At 48.0% G+C, this 20,705-nt stretch carries 18 protein-coding genes; 14 read left to right on the top strand and 4 right to left on the bottom strand.

Annotation, left to right across the window (positions count from 1 at the left end):
- Positions 1–355 precede the first annotated feature (355 nt).
- The 8 genes from OXH00_21115 (at position 356) to OXH00_21080 (ending at position 7,841) form a co-directional block, all read left to right on the top strand.
- A complete protein-coding gene (locus OXH00_21115) occupies positions 356–1,480 on the top strand; it encodes a PorV/PorQ family protein (GenBank protein MCY3743523.1) in 1,125 nt (374 codons plus the stop codon).
- A 14-nt stretch (positions 1,481–1,494) separates the two neighbouring features.
- Positions 1,495–2,319: a DUF5683 domain-containing protein gene (locus OXH00_21110; protein MCY3743522.1), complete on the top strand. Its 825-nt coding sequence runs from the start codon at positions 1,495–1,497 to the stop codon at positions 2,317–2,319.
- Positions 2,320–2,330: 11 nt separating this feature from the next.
- Entirely contained in the window at positions 2,331–3,269 is a 939-nt protein-coding gene (locus OXH00_21105; protein MCY3743521.1) for a dihydrodipicolinate synthase family protein, read from the top strand.
- 8 nt (positions 3,270–3,277) lie between these two features.
- Positions 3,278–4,987, top strand: a complete 1,710-nt coding sequence (locus OXH00_21100) for an NFACT RNA binding domain-containing protein (protein MCY3743520.1) — start codon at positions 3,278–3,280, stop codon at positions 4,985–4,987.
- Between the two features lie 27 nt (positions 4,988–5,014).
- Positions 5,015–5,341, top strand: a complete 327-nt coding sequence (locus OXH00_21095; protein MCY3743519.1) for a type II toxin-antitoxin system HicB family antitoxin — start codon at positions 5,015–5,017, stop codon at positions 5,339–5,341.
- A gap of 32 nt (positions 5,342–5,373) precedes the next feature.
- Positions 5,374–6,192, top strand: coding sequence for a type I restriction enzyme HsdR N-terminal domain-containing protein (locus OXH00_21090; GenBank protein ID MCY3743518.1), 819 nt, complete (start codon positions 5,374–5,376; stop codon positions 6,190–6,192).
- Positions 6,193–6,320: 128 nt separating this feature from the next.
- Positions 6,321–6,512: a hypothetical protein gene (locus OXH00_21085; protein ID MCY3743517.1), complete on the top strand. Its 192-nt coding sequence runs from the start codon at positions 6,321–6,323 to the stop codon at positions 6,510–6,512.
- Positions 6,513–7,118: 606 nt separating this feature from the next.
- A complete protein-coding gene (locus OXH00_21080) occupies positions 7,119–7,841 on the top strand; it encodes a hypothetical protein (GenBank protein ID MCY3743516.1) in 723 nt (240 codons plus the stop codon).
- A gap of 100 nt (positions 7,842–7,941) precedes the next feature.
- Here the strand turns inward: OXH00_21080 and OXH00_21075 are convergent, their stop codons facing one another.
- Both OXH00_21075 and OXH00_21070 read right to left on the bottom strand, forming a co-directional pair.
- Positions 7,942–8,343, bottom strand: coding sequence for a hypothetical protein (locus tag OXH00_21075; protein MCY3743515.1), 402 nt, complete (start codon positions 8,341–8,343; stop codon positions 7,942–7,944).
- A 2-nt stretch (positions 8,344–8,345) separates the two neighbouring features.
- Positions 8,346–8,525, bottom strand: a complete 180-nt coding sequence (locus OXH00_21070) for a hypothetical protein (GenBank protein ID MCY3743514.1) — start codon at positions 8,523–8,525, stop codon at positions 8,346–8,348.
- 324 nt (positions 8,526–8,849) lie between these two features.
- Here OXH00_21070 and groL point away from each other — a divergent pair, with 324 nt between their 5' ends.
- Entirely contained in the window at positions 8,850–10,487 is a 1,638-nt protein-coding gene (gene groL / locus OXH00_21065; protein ID MCY3743513.1) for a chaperonin GroEL, read from the top strand.
- A 102-nt stretch (positions 10,488–10,589) separates the two neighbouring features.
- Here groL and OXH00_21060 read toward each other — a convergent pair whose 3' ends face one another.
- The gene (locus OXH00_21060) at positions 10,590–11,126 is read right to left on the bottom strand and encodes a hypothetical protein (protein ID MCY3743512.1); all 537 of its coding nucleotides are present in this window, start codon (positions 11,124–11,126) and stop codon (positions 10,590–10,592) included.
- Positions 11,127–11,166: 40 nt separating this feature from the next.
- The gene (locus tag OXH00_21055) at positions 11,167–11,538 is read right to left on the bottom strand and encodes a hypothetical protein (GenBank protein MCY3743511.1); all 372 of its coding nucleotides are present in this window, start codon (positions 11,536–11,538) and stop codon (positions 11,167–11,169) included.
- A gap of 255 nt (positions 11,539–11,793) precedes the next feature.
- Between OXH00_21055 and OXH00_21050 the strand changes: the two genes are divergently transcribed.
- From OXH00_21050 to OXH00_21030, 5 genes are all read left to right on the top strand, one after another.
- A complete protein-coding gene (locus OXH00_21050) occupies positions 11,794–14,160 on the top strand; it encodes a VWA domain-containing protein (protein MCY3743510.1) in 2,367 nt (788 codons plus the stop codon).
- A 14-nt stretch (positions 14,161–14,174) separates the two neighbouring features.
- On the top strand, positions 14,175–14,867 hold the full coding sequence (locus OXH00_21045; protein ID MCY3743509.1) for a DUF4159 domain-containing protein: 693 nt from the start codon (positions 14,175–14,177) through the stop codon (positions 14,865–14,867).
- 179 nt (positions 14,868–15,046) lie between these two features.
- Positions 15,047–18,637: a hypothetical protein gene (locus OXH00_21040; GenBank protein ID MCY3743508.1), complete on the top strand. Its 3,591-nt coding sequence runs from the start codon at positions 15,047–15,049 to the stop codon at positions 18,635–18,637.
- Positions 18,638–18,768: 131 nt separating this feature from the next.
- Complete coding sequence (locus tag OXH00_21035) at positions 18,769–19,812, top strand: hypothetical protein (GenBank protein MCY3743507.1); 1,044 nt, start codon at positions 18,769–18,771, stop codon at positions 19,810–19,812.
- A gap of 123 nt (positions 19,813–19,935) precedes the next feature.
- Entirely contained in the window at positions 19,936–20,700 is a 765-nt protein-coding gene (locus OXH00_21030; protein MCY3743506.1) for a slipin family protein, read from the top strand.
- Positions 20,701–20,705 lie beyond the last annotated feature (5 nt).

Raw genomic sequence — 20,705 nt, 5'->3', positions numbered from 1 at the left:
ACGCTCAGTAGAACGTCGAAAGGGACTGGTTTTACCAGTCCCTTTTTTTTTGTGCCGCAAATTGTATTCTCCAGATTGGTAGGTGCGGGTAAAAAAGAAGCATAAGTGTCAATTTTAGTGAATTGGAGGGATGCGGTGTGATAAACGCTTTAGGTATTGCGTTGTCTTTATCTTATAAATCCCATAAGAATTCTCAAAAATTGTCCAAACTATAGTATAAAACTAAGTGCTTCTGGTAAACAAATTAAACCGATTTGCGTTTTTAAGGTCAAATGCGTTATTATATACTATATGGCAAACAAATATATAATAAGGTTAGAATTAAAATTTGATTGACAAGAGGAGCTACAATTCAGTGTACGTTTCTATACGAAAAACCGTGATACTACTTTTATTGCTGACCGTCTTGCTGCCGGTTCCGGTACTTGCGGGACCCGGGCGCACCGGCGCGCAGATATTGAACCTCGGCGGTGGCGCGCGCGCAAGAGCCCTCGGTGATGCTTTTTCTGCGATGTCTGGCGATGTGACGGCATCCCTCTGGAATCCAAGCGGGCTTGCAGATTTGCCTGAAAGCAGACTCCGCTCCGGTAAAAAAGCGGCGCAAGCCTCAATGTTCTATACAGATTACAGCGGACCCTTCGGGGAAGCCGGTGAAGGATTGTACTATACTTTCCTCTCTGGTGCGATGCCGCTCGGCGATTTCGGAACTGTCGGCGCAACGCTTCAGATGCAAGGACAGGGCACTATCCCTGTTACGACAGATTCTCCCGAAATCCTTCGCGAAGAGAGCCTTGGCACCAACTTCGCCTTGACATTCTCCTACGCAGATCGGATTACGGAGTCCTTATCGGCAGGCATTAACGGCAAAATGATTCGGATGGTACTCGGACGTGAGAACGGCAGTTCTTATGCCGTTGATTTCGGCATGCAATACCTCTTACCATTTGATCTCATACCGACAACAGTCGGTGCCGCAATTCAGAACATCGGACCCGGTATCTCTTTTATTGATGAAAACCAAGCAGACCCGTTACCTCGGTTTCTACGTCTCGGTACGTCTATGAGCCTTTATCGCGGTAAGTATAATCACGTCCGCTTTGTCAGCGGTATCACCGCATACATTGATAAATTGGCAGAAGATGAACACGAATTAGCGGTTGATTTGGAACGGCTTAACGCCGAAAGAGAGGAAAAACTGACGCGGGAACAACTGCTCTCTGATCGTGGTGTCGGTATCCGGGCATTTGAGTGGCGACATCTTCAAAAGAATCTCGGTTTGGAGTACTGGCTCGGCGATATTCTTGCGATCCGGGTCGGCTATAAGATTGAACCCGGTATCAACCTACCGAATTTGACAGATTATTTTACGGGTGGTATCGGCGTGAAGATATATCTCTTCAACCTTGATCTGAGTTACGGTCCCAGTTTCGGTCCAAACAATCAGCGGCTTATCGAAATGACTGGCATAATCATCTTTTAAGAGGGACACTAAAAGTGAAATTTCATACCCAAATTTTGATACTTATACTATTATTGTGTTTGTCGTCTGGTGTCTGCCTTGCTGCTGATGTTTTCAAGGCGCAGCCGTTCACGGCTTTCGCGCTTGATTCTAAACTCGGTACCCGCTCACTCGCGAACCAATCGTCTGTCCCCATGGCGACAAGCCAAGCACTTCAACCTCGGAAATCCCCGAATGAAGCGTTTCTCTATTCACTTGTTATTCCCGGTATGGGGCAACTCTACACAGGAGCCAAGCGCGGGTATATCTATGCCGCGGCAGAGGTCGGTTTCCTCACAGCTTTTTTTATCTTGCGAAACTCCGGTTCAAACATACTTGATGATTGCTATGAGGCTGTCAGAGAAAACGTTGTTTTTATCGGTGCTGGCTCCTTTGAAGATTGGAATAATGAAGATTATGAACATGCCACGGACTATGAAACGTGGAACCACAGATATGATTCGGAGGCAACCCAAAAGCGCACCGGCAAATGGTATTGGAAGGATCTTGATCCCGATCTAAAAAATGAGAATTCTCAGGATCTTAAGGATAGGGCTATCATTTCAAAATACCGGTTGGGGGCTCTTGATTTACGCCAAAAATCCAACAATACCGGTAAACGCGCGATACACTTCTTGGGATTTGCGATCTTAAACCATGTTGTGAGTGCAGTGGAAGCGCGCATCACAACCAAACGCTTCAATACCCGCTTGCAAAATCCGATTTCCCAGTCACGAACTCGCACATTTGATATAGATGTCCGGACGGACAGTTCAACAGGGGCAATGACAGGCATGCTTGTCCTGCGGAAAAGATTTTAGAAGGAGAAACTATGTCATTAGAGATACCACAACTACTGGATGCGCTTAACTCGGTTACTGCGATTCCTATCGTCCCTTTCAAAGCGGACAAGATTGATTGGACAGGACATGCCAAAAATATCGACTATTTGATGCGCAACAATTACTTGGACGAGGGACGGCAGCGCGTCATTGCAATCGCCGGAACAAGCCTGATTCACCACATCAGTGAGACCGAGCAGCTGCGCCTCATTGACAAAACCGGACAGCAAATCGGCGACGACGGTATCCTCATATCCGGTATTGTTCCCAACCCCATCCGCCAAGCCGGTCAACTTATTGAAGCACAAACGGAGCTCAGTAGACCCCCAGATGCGTATCTACTTATGCCGCTGACGGGGATCTCGAATCCAGAGGGTGTCTACCAACAATACATGGAATTCGGAGAGAAATACGGCACTGCTTGTGGCGCGCGGTTTCTCTACTACTTCCGTCAGAAGCGCGACTTGGCAGCAGTCATCCGTCTCCTAAACGACTCCCCGCATTTCATTGGTGTGAAGATCGGCACCGGAGAAGAAGATGTTGAGCCACTCGTTGAAGGTGTCGGTGATAGTGGGATTGTGATGTGGGGGATCGGGGACAGGTGTACGCAACCGGCACAGTTAGGCACAAAAGGACACACCTCCGGCATAGCCGTCGCGTTCGCGCGTGCCTCAGACGAAATTAACAACGCACAACGCCGTGGTGATTACGAGACCTCTGCACAGATTGAAGCCGACATCGCACCGCTTGAGGAGATCCGTTTCATGAACGAGCGGGTCTATAACTATTCTGCCGTCGTTGAGGCGATGATCTTAAGCGGTTTCGACGATATTGCTGCAGGCACCGGCGGTCCCTTTAATCCACGTGTCCCTGCAGAAATCCAAGCCCAACTCCGCGGGATAACACAAGACTTGAAGCGTTACCATTAGATTTTACTATGTCTTTTGATTCTTTAGCACTCCGCATTGTTACGCAAGAACTCCGCGAGACCCTTTTAGGCAGCACAATTCGGCACATCGAACAAGCGAATGCACACGCCTTTTCATTCAGGATGAGTCATGCTGCCGAGACGCACTGGCTCACGGTATCAGCACACTCGGTGCATGCCCGTATCCATCTCATTGACAAGCCGCCACCCGGACAAAGACAGTCCTATTTGGGAGACTTCCTCACAACACATCTCAGAGGCGGCACGATTACCGAGATTGAACAACTCGGTTGGGATCGCATCCTTAAAATAACCGTCCAACCCGTCTCCGATGAACCGATACAACCCTCCCCGAAAGCCGTTATCGCAGAGATGATGGGCAAACATAGCAACATCATCCTCATAGATGCGACCGACGACAGGATTCTGGAAAGCCTCAAACGTATTGATGAGACAATGAGCCGACACCGAGAAATTTTGCCCGGTGAGACTTACACTTTACCACCGCAACAGGGGAAAGTGGACCCTTTGACGTTAGACAAGGCAGCGTTTACGGAACTGATGGATGGACAAGCAGAGGTGAGTTGGCGACAGCTCTTTAACAAGATTGACGGTTTCAGTCCGGCACTCGCGAAAGAGGTCGTCGCACGCGCGGCTGAGACAGAACTCTGGGATGCCTATCAGCAGGTTATCGCCTATTTCGATCCGAAGCACGCTTCACCACAACTCTTCACGGATGGCAACGCGCCAATCGCAGTATCGGCACTACCGCTGCAGCAATTTCCGACTGCCACCTCTCAAACATTCGACACGATGAGCGATGCCTTCTGCGCCTACTACGACGCGATTACCTTGAAGGAGAACATCGCTTCGGAACGCCGGACGCTGACGCAGGCGTTGAAGAAACAGAAGGGGATACTCCGTCGAAAGGCGAAGGCACTACAAACCGATTTGGAACGCGCAGAGAAAGCCGAAGATTACCGCATTCAAGGTGAATTAATCCTCGCCAACCTACACACGATCACCCGCGGACAGCAACAGGTGGAGCTCCAGAACTACTATAGTCCTGAACTCGAAAAGATGTTGATACCGCTTAATCCAGAGCAGACCCCTTCCGACAACGCCCAGGCTTATTTTAAGAAATACACGAAGGCGAAGCGCGGACGTTCGCGCATCCAGCAGCTGATAGCAGACTTGGACGCGGATCAGGAGACGCTCCAGCTGTATACATCTAAGTTGGAATCCGCTGATACTTTGGAAGCACTCCAGCGACTTCGGACTGAATTCGTCGCCAACGGCTATCTCAAGGTTCCGCAAAGCAGAAAGCAGAAGCAGGAAGCAGGCGAGGGTCCCTTCCGAAGATACACCTCTACCAACGGTTTCCAGATGTATGTCGGCAAGAACAGCCAGTCGAACGATCTGCTCCTACGTCAGATTGCCAAACCGAGTGATATGTGGCTCCATACCAAACAGATCCACGGTTCGCACGTCATCATCCGCAACCCAGAAAACCGTCCGGACATCCCGATGCCGACGTTATTACAAGCCGCGCAACTCGCCGCCTACTACAGCAAAGCGCATCATGCGAGTAATGTGCCAGTTGACTATACGTGGGCGCGGTATGTCGTAAAACGGAAGGGCAACGTCGCTGGGTATGTGCATTACACGCGTGAGAAGACATTATACGTCGAACCCGCTGTCCCGTCGTCGAAAGAATAAAAATCTTGCTTCTGTTAGGATTATGTTATGATTGAATACAATGGTTATATCGGTGCTGTCAATTTTGACCCAGAAATTGACCTTTTCCATGGAACAGTAATTAACACCAATGATGTAATCACGTTCTATGGTGCATCTGTAGCCGAACTGCGAAAAGAGATGCAAACGTCCATTGAGGGGTACATTGAATTCTGCAAGGAACAAGGTAAAATACCGGATAAACCTTTTTCTGGTGAGTTTATGATCCACATAAGTCCCGAGACACATTGCAAACTTGCTTTGAATGCCGAACAGCTTCACTTAGATTTTGATGTTTACCTTCAAAAGGTTTTGGAAAAGGCTGCTTTGGCATAGCAGCGGCTTTATGAGCAGTCAGGAAATTTTGCATGACCGATTTGAGAAATACTATCGCACACATCCTTGAACACAAGCAACACTTAGCAGAAGCCAATGAGGCGACTATCCAACAATATGTCGTTTTACCGATTCTGCGGACGTTAGGATGGGACGATACCAATTTAGCGTCTATGGAAATTATACCTGAATATAAGGTTGAAAGTAGAAGAGCCGATTATGCCTTACATACCAAACGGAATCAAAACCCTGTAGTGCTGATTGAGTGTAAACGCTGGGATCAACCAATCGGAAAAAACGAAGAGCAAATCTGTTTTTACGCCTATAGCGGGAACGTACCACTTGCGATAATTACAAACGGCAAGCTCTGGCGGTTTTACCTTTCTCGATGGGAAGCCTCAAGTTTGAGCGACAGGATTTTTTGTGAAACTGATATTGACGAAGATCGAGAAGGATCTGTCACTAATTTGGAGAAATATTTCCTAAAATCCAATGTAATATCGGGTGAGGCAGAGTTGAACGCTGAAATCGCATTGGAAGAAAAAGGGAAAACGAGCACTTCCGAAATTAGTCCAATTGCTCCGAATTCTAATTCAACTGACGACGCAATTGATAGCCTTTCGGAAGAAAGACCAATTACGACTCTTCCTGAGTCAGATGTTGAGTGGACAAGGGAGATGGTTAGAAATTCACTTTCCGAAGAACTTATAGACTTCTTCAAAAAAAGATACACTGAAGAAAATCTCAAATTGTTTTATGGAGGAGTTGCCGATATACAGAATTTGATAAATAAAGAGGGATGGGGGCTAAATCCTCCAAAATTTTCAAAGATGCTTGTGGCTTTTGGCTAACCGATAGGAGCGTTATAGGAAAAATAAAAAGAATATTTGGAATTCTGCCTGAAGGTCTCTTTCCACCAGTTGAAGAGGTTGTTGTAGGTAAGGATGGCGAATTAATTAAGAGAAAACCTAAAGCATTTATGTTACCGAGACTCTTTGTCCGGATAGACGACGCAGAAGCAGAGCAATTGGAACTTAAACATGATGGATGTAAGTTATGTGGTGTTCAGAAAGGTAAATTAGTAGATTTTATCTATTACGATATTCCTGAAGATATGTCAACCCTTTTCCCTGTCCTTGAATTCGCCTATAAAAAACATACCGGTAATTGATGCTGATTCCCACACACTACGAACACCTCCATGCTAACCTACTAGAGCCATTCAATTTTAAGAAATTGTTGGGTTTCGTGCCGTCTTTTGATGATCCGGTGCGGTTAGGAATGCAGATCGCAAGAAACACCCCAGCAAAAACACCCCCCTTTATCCCCCCTTATCAGGGGGGCAGGTGAGTACACCGCAAAACCGCGCTATAGGTATCATTTTAGGGATTTTCGCAGCGTTTTATAACGGATGTAATAAACATGCCGCCCTTACAGGGCTAAAGGGTTATAAAATGACCCTGCTATAAACGTTGTGAAGAAACACCCCAGCAAATAAACCCTACGGGACTGAAGAGTATTTTTGAAGTCCTCAAGGTTTTCGCGTAGGAGCCGGTTCGGTTAGGAAACCGAACCTACCGGGCCTGGGGGACCGACGGTTATTTTTCTTAAATTGACACCTATAATTCCGTTAGGAAACCGCACCTACTGGGTCTGGGCAAAAATTAGAGCGAAAAATGGAAAACTGAATGTCTCTGACTCACCTACCAAAATTTATAGACATCCTTTATAATTCTGCTATACTATCCCCACAAATCGACATAGGAGGAAACCGTTTATGAAATTGGTTAAATTGTTCAGGCTGATGGCTATTTTCTCTGCTGTCAGTCTTTTTGCAGTAGGAATTGCCGATGCGTTAGATGAATGGGTGCATATTGATATTGAACCCTATTCAAACACAAAACTGGTCGAACACCAATGGTGGACGCTGAACCCAGGCGACAGTACACTCTCGCGCCTACCCATTGGCGAAGTCGATGAATTTGAGGGACCAGACGGAAAGGTTGAATTTCAGATCATTGATGGGGCCATCGTTGTCTTCGGAACGAATGCGGCGAAATGGCCCAAGGCAGTCGAGGACATTGAAGTTGGTGGCAAAGCGAAGTTCGTCTATTTTTTTCACGCAACGGGGTGGGAGCAGAACGGCGTACCAAGCTACAAGTTCGTCATGCACTACCGGACCGGGAAAAAGGAAGAACTGGAGCTGACTTCAGGTTTTAACTCCGACGACTGGTGCCACGACGGTGCCAATCTTGAAGACGATAACTCTGTCTGGGGATGGATTTTGAAAGAAGGCGGTCCCTGTGGACACGCAGGCTTGATTACCACGAAATGGGAGAACCCACGTCCCGATGACTGGATTGAAACGATAGACATCGTCTCTTTGGAATTAGGATCGGTACCTATAATCCCAGCGATTACCTTAGGCGAAGCGACACTCGCAGTTGAACCCGCACAGAAATTAGCAGTTACGTGGGGCAGTCTGAAGGCTTCCCGTTGATTGTAAGTCGCGTAGGGAAGCCTTGTAATATTAAACATTTGACGTTGCTGGCGAGGTTTCTAACCTCGCCGGATATTACGCACAAACTTTGCATTTCAGATTAGGAGTTCTGTAAAGATTCATCAAAACGTTTGAAGAGTGCCTCTCCATCTTTGGGAGAAACAATTGTGGGCTCCGAATTTTTTGAAAAAATAGACGTAAATTCCTCTCCTGCTAACAAATCATCAATGGCTTCACAGATCGTCTGTTCTGTAAGTTTTTGGACGATGATCATGTTAGATGCCCAGAAGTACGAACCGGCAGCACATTCGCCAGTTTTTGTATAGTGTTGCATCAAGGTGTTAATGTTTTGGAGGGTAAAAAAGGTGGCAGAGAAGTTGTCACCGTTCGGAAAAGTAACCTGAACATCGACATTATCGTTATCCGGATCCAGAGAGGCAATTCCGCTATAGATTGTTAGTCTATAACCGTTATGTTGTAAAGTTATGTAAGATTTATCCATTTTTATTTATCTCCAAAATGTTTTAGGACCTCATCAATGACCTTCTGCTGGTTATCTTTACCAGAGATCCCTAAGATTTCAAATTGACTGCCTCTAATTCTCCAATAGACTCGCGCACCACCGCGGGTTCGTGATTCGATGATTCTGTTACCAATCGATTTGTTTCCTATTCCGGGATTCATATTCCCTCTTTTCAACTGGTCAGTAATTTTCTTAATTTCGCCATGTAGAGCTATTAGTGTTTTCCTGCCTTCCCGTAAAAGTAGAGGGCTTTCCCTAATTCGATTGGTTAACATGTTTCAAATAACCATTTTGTATCTGGATTTTTATGGGTATTATATCTTATTCGCGCGCTGGTGTCAAGTTTTGGATTCTGAACAGCATTCAGCAATCATAAAAAATTGACTTTACCGAGCGTGTATGCTATAATTATGGAAGCGATTTATGGTCGCAACGCTTTTTAGGTCTCAATATAACAACACTCAAATTAATATAGGAGGAATTCAATGCCAGCAAAACAAATCATCTTTGACGAAGAAGCAAGGGTAGCACTCAAACGCGGGGCAGATACGCTCGCTGATGCCGTGAAAGTTACCCTTGGTCCACGCGGAAGAAATGTAGTCATCCAAAAATCTTTCGGTGCCCCGCTGGTAACGTGTGATGGTGTTACCGTCGCAAAAGAAATTGAACTCCCGGACCCATACGAAAATATGGGTGCCCAACTGCTGGAATCCATCGCAACCAAAACAAACGATGTCGCTGGAGATGGAACGACGACGGCTACGCTGTTAGGTCAGGAAATTCTTCATGAAGGTCTCAAAAACGTCACAGCCGGTGCCGACCCGATGCAGTTGAAGCTCGGTATAGACAAAGCTGTGGATGCCGTTGTTAATGCGATCTCCGAACAGAGCCGTGCTGTGGATACACATGAGGAGATTCTACAAGTCGCCTCAATCGCTGCGAATGACCCTGCGAACAATAGCAACATTGGTACGATTGTGGCTGAATCGCTTGAGAAAGTTGGAAATGACGGTGCGATTACGATTGAGGAAGGTAAAACCTCAGAAACTATGGTTGACATCGTTGAGGGGATGCAGTTTGATCGCGGTTTCTTATCATCGAATTTCGTAACGGACTTACAAGCGCAGGTCGTCGAATTTGAGAACCCTTTTATTCTCATTAACACCGAAAAAATTAGCACAGTAACAGACCTTGCCCCGATTATGGAAAAGGCGGCGCAACTTGGGCGCCCGCTGTTCATTATCGCTGAAGATGTAGAAGGCGAAGCACTTTCGGCTTTGGTCGTCAACAAACTCCGCGGCATACTTCAAGTTGCCGCCGTAAAATCCCCCGGTTTCGGGGACCGACGTAAAGAGATGTTAGAAGACATCGCAACCCTGACGGGGGGTCAAGTTATTGCCGAAGAGACGGGTATCCGCTTAGAGAACGTTGTTATCGGTATGCTTGGCACTGCTCGACGCGTCGTCGTTGACAAGGATAACACGACAATCGTCGGCGGCAGCGGCGCGAAAGAGAGTGTTGAGGGAAGAGTCGCGCAGATCCGTAATCAAATAGAGGAAACAACCTCCGAGTATGATCGGGAAAAGTTGGAAGAGCGACTCGCGAAGCTCGCAGGCGGTGTTGCTGTCGTCAACGTCGGTGCCGCTACAGAAGTGGAGATGAAAGAGAAGAAGGCTCGATTTGAAGATGCACTCGCTGCGACGCGTGCTGCTATTGAAGAGGGGATTGTCCCCGGCGGTGGCATCGCACTTCTCCGAGCGGCAGCCTCACTCGGTAGTTTAGAATTAGAGGGTGACCAAGAGACGGGACTCAATATTATCCGCCGCAGCTTACTTTCACCGGTGCGTGCGATTGCCGAGAATGCTGGAGAAGAGGGTTCAGTGGTCGTTGCCAAAATACAAGAAGGCGACGGGAATTTCGGCTTCAACGCCGCTACATCCGAATACGGCGATATGTTTGAAGAAGGTGTCATTGACCCGACGAAGGTTGTCCGTTCCGCGCTACAGAACGCATCGAGCATTGCAGGTTTACTCTTAACGACAGAAACACTTATTACAGAGATTGAGGAACCACCGAATATGGCTGCTGAAGCAGCGGATCCGCATGCTGGGCATTTCCATTAAGCCTATTCTGAATTGGGTGTACTGCCAAGCACACCAAATCATGATCTATGTTGGCGCGCTTTATAAGCGCGCCATCCGATTTTTCTCAACGCAATTCCGCTATCAATCTCCGACACGCTGTATCTGATACCGCGGCTCCATCCCGCTATCCCAATCACAGTCAAGGCAAAACATCACATTCACTGCTAAATACTGGATGTTTCCACCTTGACACTCTGGACACACTTTCACCGGCTTCTCCAATTCGCTGCCCGCAGCGTGTTGGAAAATGTCCAAGTAGTACACTTTCAGTTCACCCGGATAGCGGTGTCCCATAGGACAACGAACCTGTTGGGAACCGTCGCTTTCAAAACGATCCATTGTTTCCCGAAGGAATGTTAGCCGACGGTGACAGATTGGACACGGGTTAGGACTCAACTCCTTCAGGACAACCAGATCTGTATTTTCTTGTTGGATGGAAACGCTTAAGGCGAGATGATGTGCAAGCTGCAAATGCGATACACCTTCGTAACCAAGCACCTCAGCAAGCTCCGAGACAATTTGTGCATAGCTTTGTGGACTCAGCACTACTCCTGTAGGGATCATTGTCCCACCCTTTAAACTTGAGAGAAGCCGATAGATACGTTCCAGAATGGGCAATCACCCCCTGTATTTCCTGATGAAAGACGCATCAGAGCGTCTAATTCTCAGACGCGTCAGAAGCCGATGGGCGTTCATTGCTCCGCGCGAGCGGTGATGAAGATACGCCTCTTTGTGAGCGATACGCGTCAGCAGATTGATTCCGTATCAGAATTAGGTCGTCGCCGTCACGTTCAATACAATCGTCCTGCATGAGTGTAATTTCAAGTTTCCGCATACTCGTCATAAAGTTGACAACGACGCGGGCGGATGCTCCCAATTGAATCCGCCAACCCGTCTCTGTTTTCGTCCGTGTGAACCGTTCGCTAATATCAATCGACTGCAGCTGCGAAGCGTTAATGATAACACCACTCGCTGCCTCAGTCTGACCTTGCGTTTCGGCTACATTTTCGTTGCCGTTTTGTTCCGCCATGCTTTACCCCACTTTTGTCGCAATTTATTTTAAACATATTTTAACACAGCAAATCGCGCATTGTCAAACTTATTTCGAGTCAGCCATCAGCCATTAGTCATCAGCAGTCAGTTTAGAAAGTGTGCTAAAGTTGTGAAGTTGATAACTTTACTCTCACTGTGAGGCAACTGACGACTGACGACTGATAACTAAATTCCGTTTGACATCAATCCGCTAAGTACACTATAATATGTTGTAGAAGGGATTAGAACATATATGCGATTCACCTATTTTTTGCCCGGGTGGGCAGTTGTACTCGGTATCGGTATTGTCATCGGTGTAACTGTATTTGTTTACCTACGGGTGACACAGCCTATGCATCCGAGGTATCGATTTTTACTCATCGCAATGCGCATCTGTGCAGCGTCGATCTTGCTCTGTTGTCTCTTAGCACCCGTCATCATTGAAAAGAAGGACATTACACCACCGACGCATCTTTCCATTTTAGTGGATACCTCGAAAAGCATGAACCTTGTTGATGCTTCTATGGGTGAAACATCTGTCTCTCGGCTGAGTCAGGTGAATCAATTGCTGTTCAATGGGGAAAAGCAATTCCTACAGGCTTTACGCGACCGGTTCGAGGTGCATCTTTATCCTTTCGATACGGGACTCCATCAAAGCACGGTGTTACCACAAGACCTTGATGCCGAAGCACTGCCACAGTTTGAACCGAACGGAACGCTCACTGATATTGGAACGGCTATACGGGAAGCGGCAGCAGCCTGGAAGGGGCAAAACACCGCAGGGATGCTGCTTGTTACAGATGGCGGACATAACTCTGGGCAATTCCCTTTAGAAGATATTACCGGGTTAGGGGTGCCTGTTTATGCAATAGGTGTCGGTTCTGCGGAACCACCCAAAGACGTTCAGATCCAACATATTGATTATCCACCGATTGCCTATACAAACCATGAGAGTATCATCCGTGTAACAGTTGCACAAGCCGGATATACTGGTAAAACGGCACAACTCTCTTTGCGGGAGATGACGCGTAAAACGCTTGTAGATAGTGCGACACTCATCTTTGACAAACCTCAGGACGCAACTTCCGCGAGTGCTACCACAAAACAGGTCGTTGAGCTGAAATTGACACCGCAAGTTGAAGGAAACTTTCAATATACCGTCGAGTTTCCAGTGCTTGATGGTGAATTGACAGCGGCGAACAATCAAAAAACATTTTCCGTGAAAGTTGTGAAAGCAAAGCTCAATGTTTTCTATCTCGAAGGTAGACCCAGATGGGAATACACATACCTGAAACGTGCCCTCCAACGAGACCCTGATATTGAGGCGACTTGTGCCATCTTGTTAAAGAACAGCGCGAAGCGGTTTCCACCAGCGGGTAGTCTGCTCAGTCGCTTAGATGGGTATTACCCACAAACGACGCCAGCATCGGAAACCGCGCGATTCCCTGAAACACGGCTGCAGCTTGCCAAATACGATGTATTGATTTTAGGCGACTTAGGGAGCGAACATCTGACCGCTGCACAGCAACGCGCAATTGTTGATTTCGTTGAGGTACAAGGAAAACCGATTATATTTCTCCCGTCTCGCAGGATGCTCGGGACCAATGGGCTACGAAATACGGAATTGGCGCAGCTGCTGCCGATTGAGATTCCACGAAACGGCTGTCGTAGACACGATACTGAATTCATTGTACAACCGACCGCATCCGGTATATTTCACCCGATGTTGCAGCTTATGGACACGCAATCAAATCAAGTTTCGTCCTTAGCCGATAATAACGTATCTACGTGGCGAAATATGCCAGCATTGTCTCGATCCTTTAGTGGGTTTCGTTTGAGAGGTGGTGCCACCGCTCTCATGGAAAGCGGAAAAGGGGTGCCTATCCTGATGCTGCAGCGAACGGGCTTGGGAAAAAGCCTATTGATCGCAGCAGAAGGACTCTGGAATTGGGATTTCGGGGTCAATACTTTTAAAGATACCCGTTATCAAGACATTTATTTACGCTTCTGGGCGCAGGTCCTGCGATGGATGGCAACAAATACCGATGACGATCAATTGCACCTTACCACGGATGCCAACAGTTATGCTATCGGCGACACAGCCACGGTTACGGCGTATCTATATTCTGAAGCCTACCGCGCAACACAGACAGATGCAACCGTTCAATTTGAAGTTGTTCCGCCTGAAGGCGCGCCCTTCCAACTCCAAATCCGCGGTATAACCGAGCGCGCAACCGAGACCGCTACTGAAACCGGTAATCTCTATAGCACCCAATTTTCGTTACTACAAAATGGCACTTACCGGATCCGGGCAACAGCGAGAACTACGCATCAGACGTTGGGCGAAGATCAAATTGATATCCACGTTCATCCACAACTCGCCGAATTAGAGGCACCGCAACTCAACGAAGCCCTTTTGAAGAAACTCGCATCGGAAACCGGTGGTGCCTATTTTGCAATGGCGGATGCAGAATCATTACCCGAAAATGTTGTCAAGGTCCAAAATCAGGTATTTGTTGATGCAGAACGGGAACTCTGGAGCCATCCGTTGATTCTCATTATGGTCGTCGGATTGTTAGGCACAGAATGGTTTTTACGGAAACGGATTGGGTTGACTTAGCGGAGCAGTATGCCATGATACGATTCATAAGATGGAATCCTTTTTTTATCGGCTGCCTCCTATTTTGCACAGCAGTGGGTCTGTTTATAGGACAAAGGCTGCTCGCCTCCGAGGTTCCAATGACCATCGCTCAGGTGCATTATAGCGGCGGTGGTGATTGGTACGGAGACGCAACTGTTATTAAAAATTGGCTCAGACTCCTCCGAACGCGGGCGGATATTGAGACCGCTGAGGCTCGTGTAATTCTGAAACTAACGGATCATACGCTTTACCAGTATCCGATGCTATACCTTGTAGGACACGGCAATATTCAACTGACCGAAGCGGAGGTTGAAGCATTACGAGACTACTTGATGAACGGTGGATTTCTCTTTGCCAACGATGATTACGGACTCGACGAGAGCTTTAGGCGTGAAATGCAAAGGGTGTTTCCCGAACAAGAATTGCAACCGATACCGAATACACATCTAATTTACCGGTGTTTCTACGAGTTGAAAGGGTTACCGAAAATTCATGAACACGATGGCGAGCCAGCACAAGGATTTGGACTCTTTCACGATGGACGAATGGTTGTCTACTACGTTTACAGTTCCGATATCGGTGATGGACTTGAAGATGCCGATGTACACCCAGAGGATACGCCACAGGTACGGGAGCTCGCTGCAAAGATGGCGGTTAATATTGCTGTGTACGCGCTAACACATTAAAAGAAGTAACCAACCCGGTAGGTGCGGTTTTGCGGTGTACACACCTCGGGGAATGCCCATAAGGCATTCATACCGTTGATTCATGCGATCTGCATTCCCAACCGCACCGGATTGGCAAAAAAGACATCAAATTCAAGGATTTCTTAAAACTAAATGCCTCTAACAAAAGGACAAATAGAATGGACAGACAAAATGTAAACAATGCCTACGAAAGCCTCATTGCTCAGTTGCAGACCACCCGGCGACAGTGGTGGTGGCTCACTTTCTCTGAAGGCGTGCTGAAGTGCGTCGGTATGCTAACACTTGTTATGGTCGGTGTGCTCGCCATTCTAAACGTCAGTTTCCAAATAGGGCAGGCTCCGTTCTTACGCTGGGTACGTATCGGGATCCTTTTATTGTCAATCGGGGTTGCTGTCTACATAGTGATCCGCTCGCTTATTATACCGCTCTGCAAAAGGTTCACAGACGCTGCGGTCGCATCGCGTCTCGAATCGACACAAGGCCAGAGCGAACTCGCGTCAGAGAACCGGATTCTCAGTGCCGTACAACTTTGGAAGAACTTGACAGATAATCGGCTCGGCTATGCCCCAGAATTTATTGAACATCTCATCATCCAGACCGATCAAGATATGGAACACATTCAGCGGAGAGAGGTGTTTCAATCCGAATTTCAAAAAATTAAACGGAACGCGGGTATCGCTGTCGCTGGCGTAGGACTTCTGCTTATTACCCATTTTCTTTTACCCAACGCATTCAACGGTTTTGCTGCGACCTTCCAGACTTTGCCACGGACACTACCAAACGCTCAAGAGAACCTGAAGAAAGCCATTCAGATTACAGAAATCCATCCCGGTAGCACGCAAGTCGAACGCGGCACCGATGTTAACGTCGCCGCAAAAGTGAGCGGACACCTCGGCGCGCCCGTTACACTTTACTACCGCATCGGTGACGGTAATGCGCAAACGGCAGCCGTAGAATGGCAATCGATGCCGATGCAACGCGCCAGTGATCAACAAGTTCCCGGCACTGCCTCTTCCTATCATCTGACGCTCGAAAATGTTACCCGTCCCCTACAATACTATATTTCTGCCGAAGCGGTAGCATCGTCACAGTATCAAGTGACGATCAGCGACGAACCGATTGTTACCCAATTCCAGTATCGGCTTAACTACCCCGCCTACACACAACTGCAATCGCAGACGTTTCCAGCAAACACCGGTGATATACAGGTGCTCTTCGGAACGGAGATCGTATTTACAGGTGAAAGTAACAAACCCCTTACGGCGGCATCCCTCGCATTTGAAGAATCCGATGATGTCGAATTAGAGATTACAGCGCGACACCTACCGGAAACGATTCCGCAGCCGGGTGCAGATGGGCAGCTGCCGGAAGCGAATCCTATCCCTCGGACAATGCGAGGCAGCTTCATTGCCCAGCAGAGCGGAAACTACCGTATCCAAATTACCGATATTGAGGGTTTTAAAAATCGTGACCCTATTAGTTATACGCTTACCGTTTTCAAAGATGCCGTACCTGATGTCAATATCGTTTCACCGGCGCGGGATACCGTTTTGGATAATGCCATGTTGGTGGACCTAAAGGCGGAGGCGACGGATGACTACGGTATACAAGCACTCCAATTGGTATATCGTGTTGAGGCAGAGGGTGCCGAAGAAGCGAACGTGCCTTTAAAGCGGTGGGGTGTGGAGAACGTGCCTATACGTAGATCCGTCTCTGTCGCATACAGGTGGGATGTAGATCGGATTGGCATTTTCCCGGGTGAAGTGCTTGCTTATTACGTCCAGGCTCTGGATAACGACAATGTTTCAGGTCCAAATATCGGCAAGTCGCCTACCTATACACTCCGCTTCCCATCGCTCTCCGAATTATACGATTCAGTTGCGGCTGAACAGGAAACAGAGCAGCAAGGTCTTGAGGAACTCGTCGATGAGCAAGCAGATGCAACAGGTTTAATTGATACGCTCCTCGGTAAAATTAGGAAAAGCCAAGAACTCACTTTCAACGATGAAAACTTGATGCAACAGGTGCTTGAAAACCAGAAACAGATTGAACAGGAGGCAAAGCGGTTAGTCGAAGATATGCAGCGGACAGCAGAGGATATGGAGCAGAAGCAACTCTTTGACACTGAGACGATACAGAAGTATCAGGAACTGCAGGAACTGATGGAGCAGGCACTCTCCGAGGAACATAAAGAGATCCTGCGGAAGTTATCTGAGGCATTGGCGAAGCAGCAGGTGAGTGAACAGGAGAGATCAATGATGGAGGCGAACCTCAGCCAAGAACGGTTCTTACAGCAGTTGGAACGCGCCAAATCGCTCTATGAACAGATTCTTCTCCAACAGGAACTCGAAGCCGCCGCGAAACAGGCGAAGGCACTCGCTGAACAGCAGAAGGAACTGATGGATACTTTGGAGACATCTCCCGACACCGCACCCGCAAATGAACTGGCACAAAAGGAGGATCGCGTCGGTGAAGAATTCGACAAGCTCAGCGGAGACTTAGACGAACTCGGTACCGAGATGAAAGCACTCGCCGAGAACAAGGAGAACGCGCCACCGCAGATAGAACGTCTCGCAGATGAAATCAAACGTCTCAACCAGTTTACCAAGGATCATAACCTATCGGAAACGCTTGAAACGACCAGTGAAAATCTCCGAAGCGGACAGAACAGAGAGGCTCTTGAATCTGGCAGAGAGGCGGAACAGACGCTGACAGAACTCGCACAAGGTTTGGATAACGCCTTGGAATTTATGGAAGGCGCGAACGCGAACGAAACCTTGACCGCGATGCGTGAAGCCGTTCAAAGCGGACTGCACCTCTCACATCTCCATGAGGAAGTGCTTTCTAAAACGAACGACCTCATCATTGCTGGACAGACAGAGGCTTATATGCCGAGTGAGATCTTACAATTGCAGAATCTGGCAGCGGATGAACTCAGTACCGCAGAAGGTATCGCGCAACTTGCCAACAAGCTTTGGGAACTCGGTAACCGACAAATGGAAGTCCCACCTGAGGTTGTGTGGCATCTGAATGCCTCAAATGACGCGCTTGCGCGTGCGGCGCGTGCCTTGGAGGACAGGCAACCCAGCCTCGCTACACCAATTCAGAGAACCGCACTTGCCGATCTGAATCAGGCGATCTTTGAACTCCTTGACGCAATGGCACAGATGAACCAACAGATGGGTGCCAGTGGGATGGAAAACCTGTTGGAGCAGCTCCAGCAGCTTGCCGAGAGTCAGGAACAGTTGAATCAAATGGCGCAAAATCTGAGTCAGCAGATGCGAGAACAGGGACAAACGCCGGGGTTTGAACAGATGATGCGTCAACTCGCCGCCCAACAGCAGCTCATCAGGGAAGCCACCGAACGCCTCGCTGAGCGCGCAGAACAGATGGCACAAATGTTGGGAAGTCTTGAAGACGTCGCTGAGGACATGACAGAAGTTGAACAAGCACTCCGGCAAGGTGAACTCGACGAGCAAGTGCTCAATAGGCAGGCGCAAATCCTGACACGGATGCTTGACAGCTTAAAATCGTTGCAAAAACGGGACGTCGGTAAACAGCGCAAAGCCGAGGTGGCGAAAAAGCCTGAAACGCCTGCACAGGAGGTACCACCTCTGCATCCCGAACTCCTCGAAATCGTTCAGAAGTTAGAAGTTACACCTGACGCAAAGGAACTTGAGGACATTCCGTTCCAGTATCGAGAACAATTGCGACGCTATTTTAAAGCACTTTCGCAGAAGACCCAGTAAGCGTGGTGGAAAAATTCATGAACCGTAGACATTTTTTGATTAACGGAAGCACCGCGTTGGCGGGAATGTTTCTCGTTAAGAATCCCAAGCAACTATACGCGGACAACCATGAAACTCATATTAATAAGCGTATGAACGAAAAGGAAGCAGAAATGAAGACTGCAGTTAGTATCGTTGACGATGCATTTTACATTAACGGCGAAATTACCTACCCAGGGCGTTTCTACCAAGATAACAAAATCGAAGGGTTGCTCATCAACACCCGCATGGTGCAGGGTATCTTTGATGACAGGAACCCAGAGACTATACATCTCTGGGAATACCCGGACACTGGAGAATGGGACCCCGAACGCAATACCCGCGAATTTTTAGCCGCGATGCCGACATGGCGCGCGCACGGCGTATTGGCGTTCACGATCAACCTCCAAGGCGGTAGTCCCGAAGGTTACTCCAAAGCACAGCCGTGGCACAACTCCGGTATTGAAGCCGATGGCAGCCTGAACCCTGATTATCTATCGCGACTTGAACGCATCATTGATTTTGCCGACACGCTCGGCATGGTTGTCATTCTCGGTTATTTCTATTTCGGGCAGGACCAACGGGTTGAAGACGAGAACGCCGTCAAACGTGCTGTGGACAATGCAACGGGCTGGCTCTTCGACAAGGGGTATACCAACGTTATCATTGAGGTGAACAACGAATGCAACGTCAGGGCATATACCCATGAAATTCTAATGCCACAACGGGTACACGAATTGATTGAACAGGTCAAAGCGACGACACATAACGGTAATAGATTCCTCGTTGGAACGAGTTACGGGGGTGGTAAGGTGCCACTGGAAAATGTTGTGCGTTCCTCAGATTTTCTGCTCGTGCATGGCAACGGTGTCAAGGACCCGAACCGCATTATTGAGATGGTCCAACAGACCCGCGAGGTACCGGGATACCGTCCGATGCCGATCCTTTTCAACGAAGACGATCATTTCGATTTCGATAAACCCTTGAACAACTTCGTCGCTGCTGTCAGCCAATACGCATCGTGGGGATACTTTGACCCGGGTGAAAACGATTATTACCACGGTTACCAATCCGTACCGGTGCAATGGCAGATCAACACATCGCGTAAACGTGATTTTTTCCAGAAGGCTCGCGACATTACTGGCTACTCCACTTGATAACATCAGAAACCAAGCCTGAAACGAAGTGGAAGGGTTTTTGCTTGGGTGTTTCTTCAATTCTACGTAGAGGATCGTCAATATTCAAATTCACCTCAACGAACCGCAAGGAAAATTAAAAATATGCTACCACAAATTGAGCCAATCTATTTTGCCATTACCGTATTTGTCGTTATTCTGTTGGCGACAAGCGTTAGGATCCTCAAAGAATACGAGCGCGCCGTTATTTTCCGTCTCGGACGATTGACAGGGACTCGCGGTCCCGGCCTCGTGTTTATGATTCCGTTCTGGATTGAGCGGATGCAGAAAATCAGCCTCCGTGTTATCGTCAACGATGTCACCCCACAAGATGTTATTACAAAAGATAACGTTTCCGTGAGTGTCAATGCCGTTCTTAGCTTCAGGGTAACTGAAGCGGATAGGGCAGTGATTGAAGTCGAGGACTTCGGTTTCGCGATTTCCCAAGTCGCACAGACGACACTCCGTAGCGTGCTCGGACGCGCCGAACTCGACGACCTACTCTCCGAACGCGAAAAGCTGAATCAGGATTTGGAAGATATTATCAAAAAGCATTGTGAACCGTGGGGTGTTGAAGTGCTGGCGATGGAGATTAAACACGTAGACCTCCCCGTCGAAATGCAACGCGCCATGGCGAAACAGGCGGAAGCGGAGCGTGAACGCCGCGCCAAAGTCACACACGCCGAAGGTGAATTTGAATCGGCACAAGTGTTAACCGATGCCGCTGAAATCCTCAGCAAAACGCCAACAGCGGTGCAGCTGCGGTTCCTACAGGCATTGGTGGAGGTCAGTGCAGAGAAAAACTCAACCGTCGTCTTCCCAATCCCGATTGATTTGCTGAGTCCGTTCCTCGAAAAACTGACAGATTAGGAGAG

This window comes from Candidatus Poribacteria bacterium, assembly GCA_026706025.1.
Lineage (GTDB): Bacteria > Poribacteria > WGA-4E > WGA-4E > WGA-3G > WGA-3G.
Note: the sequence above shows the minus strand (reverse complement) of the source record. Positions and strands in the feature narration are given on the sequence as shown.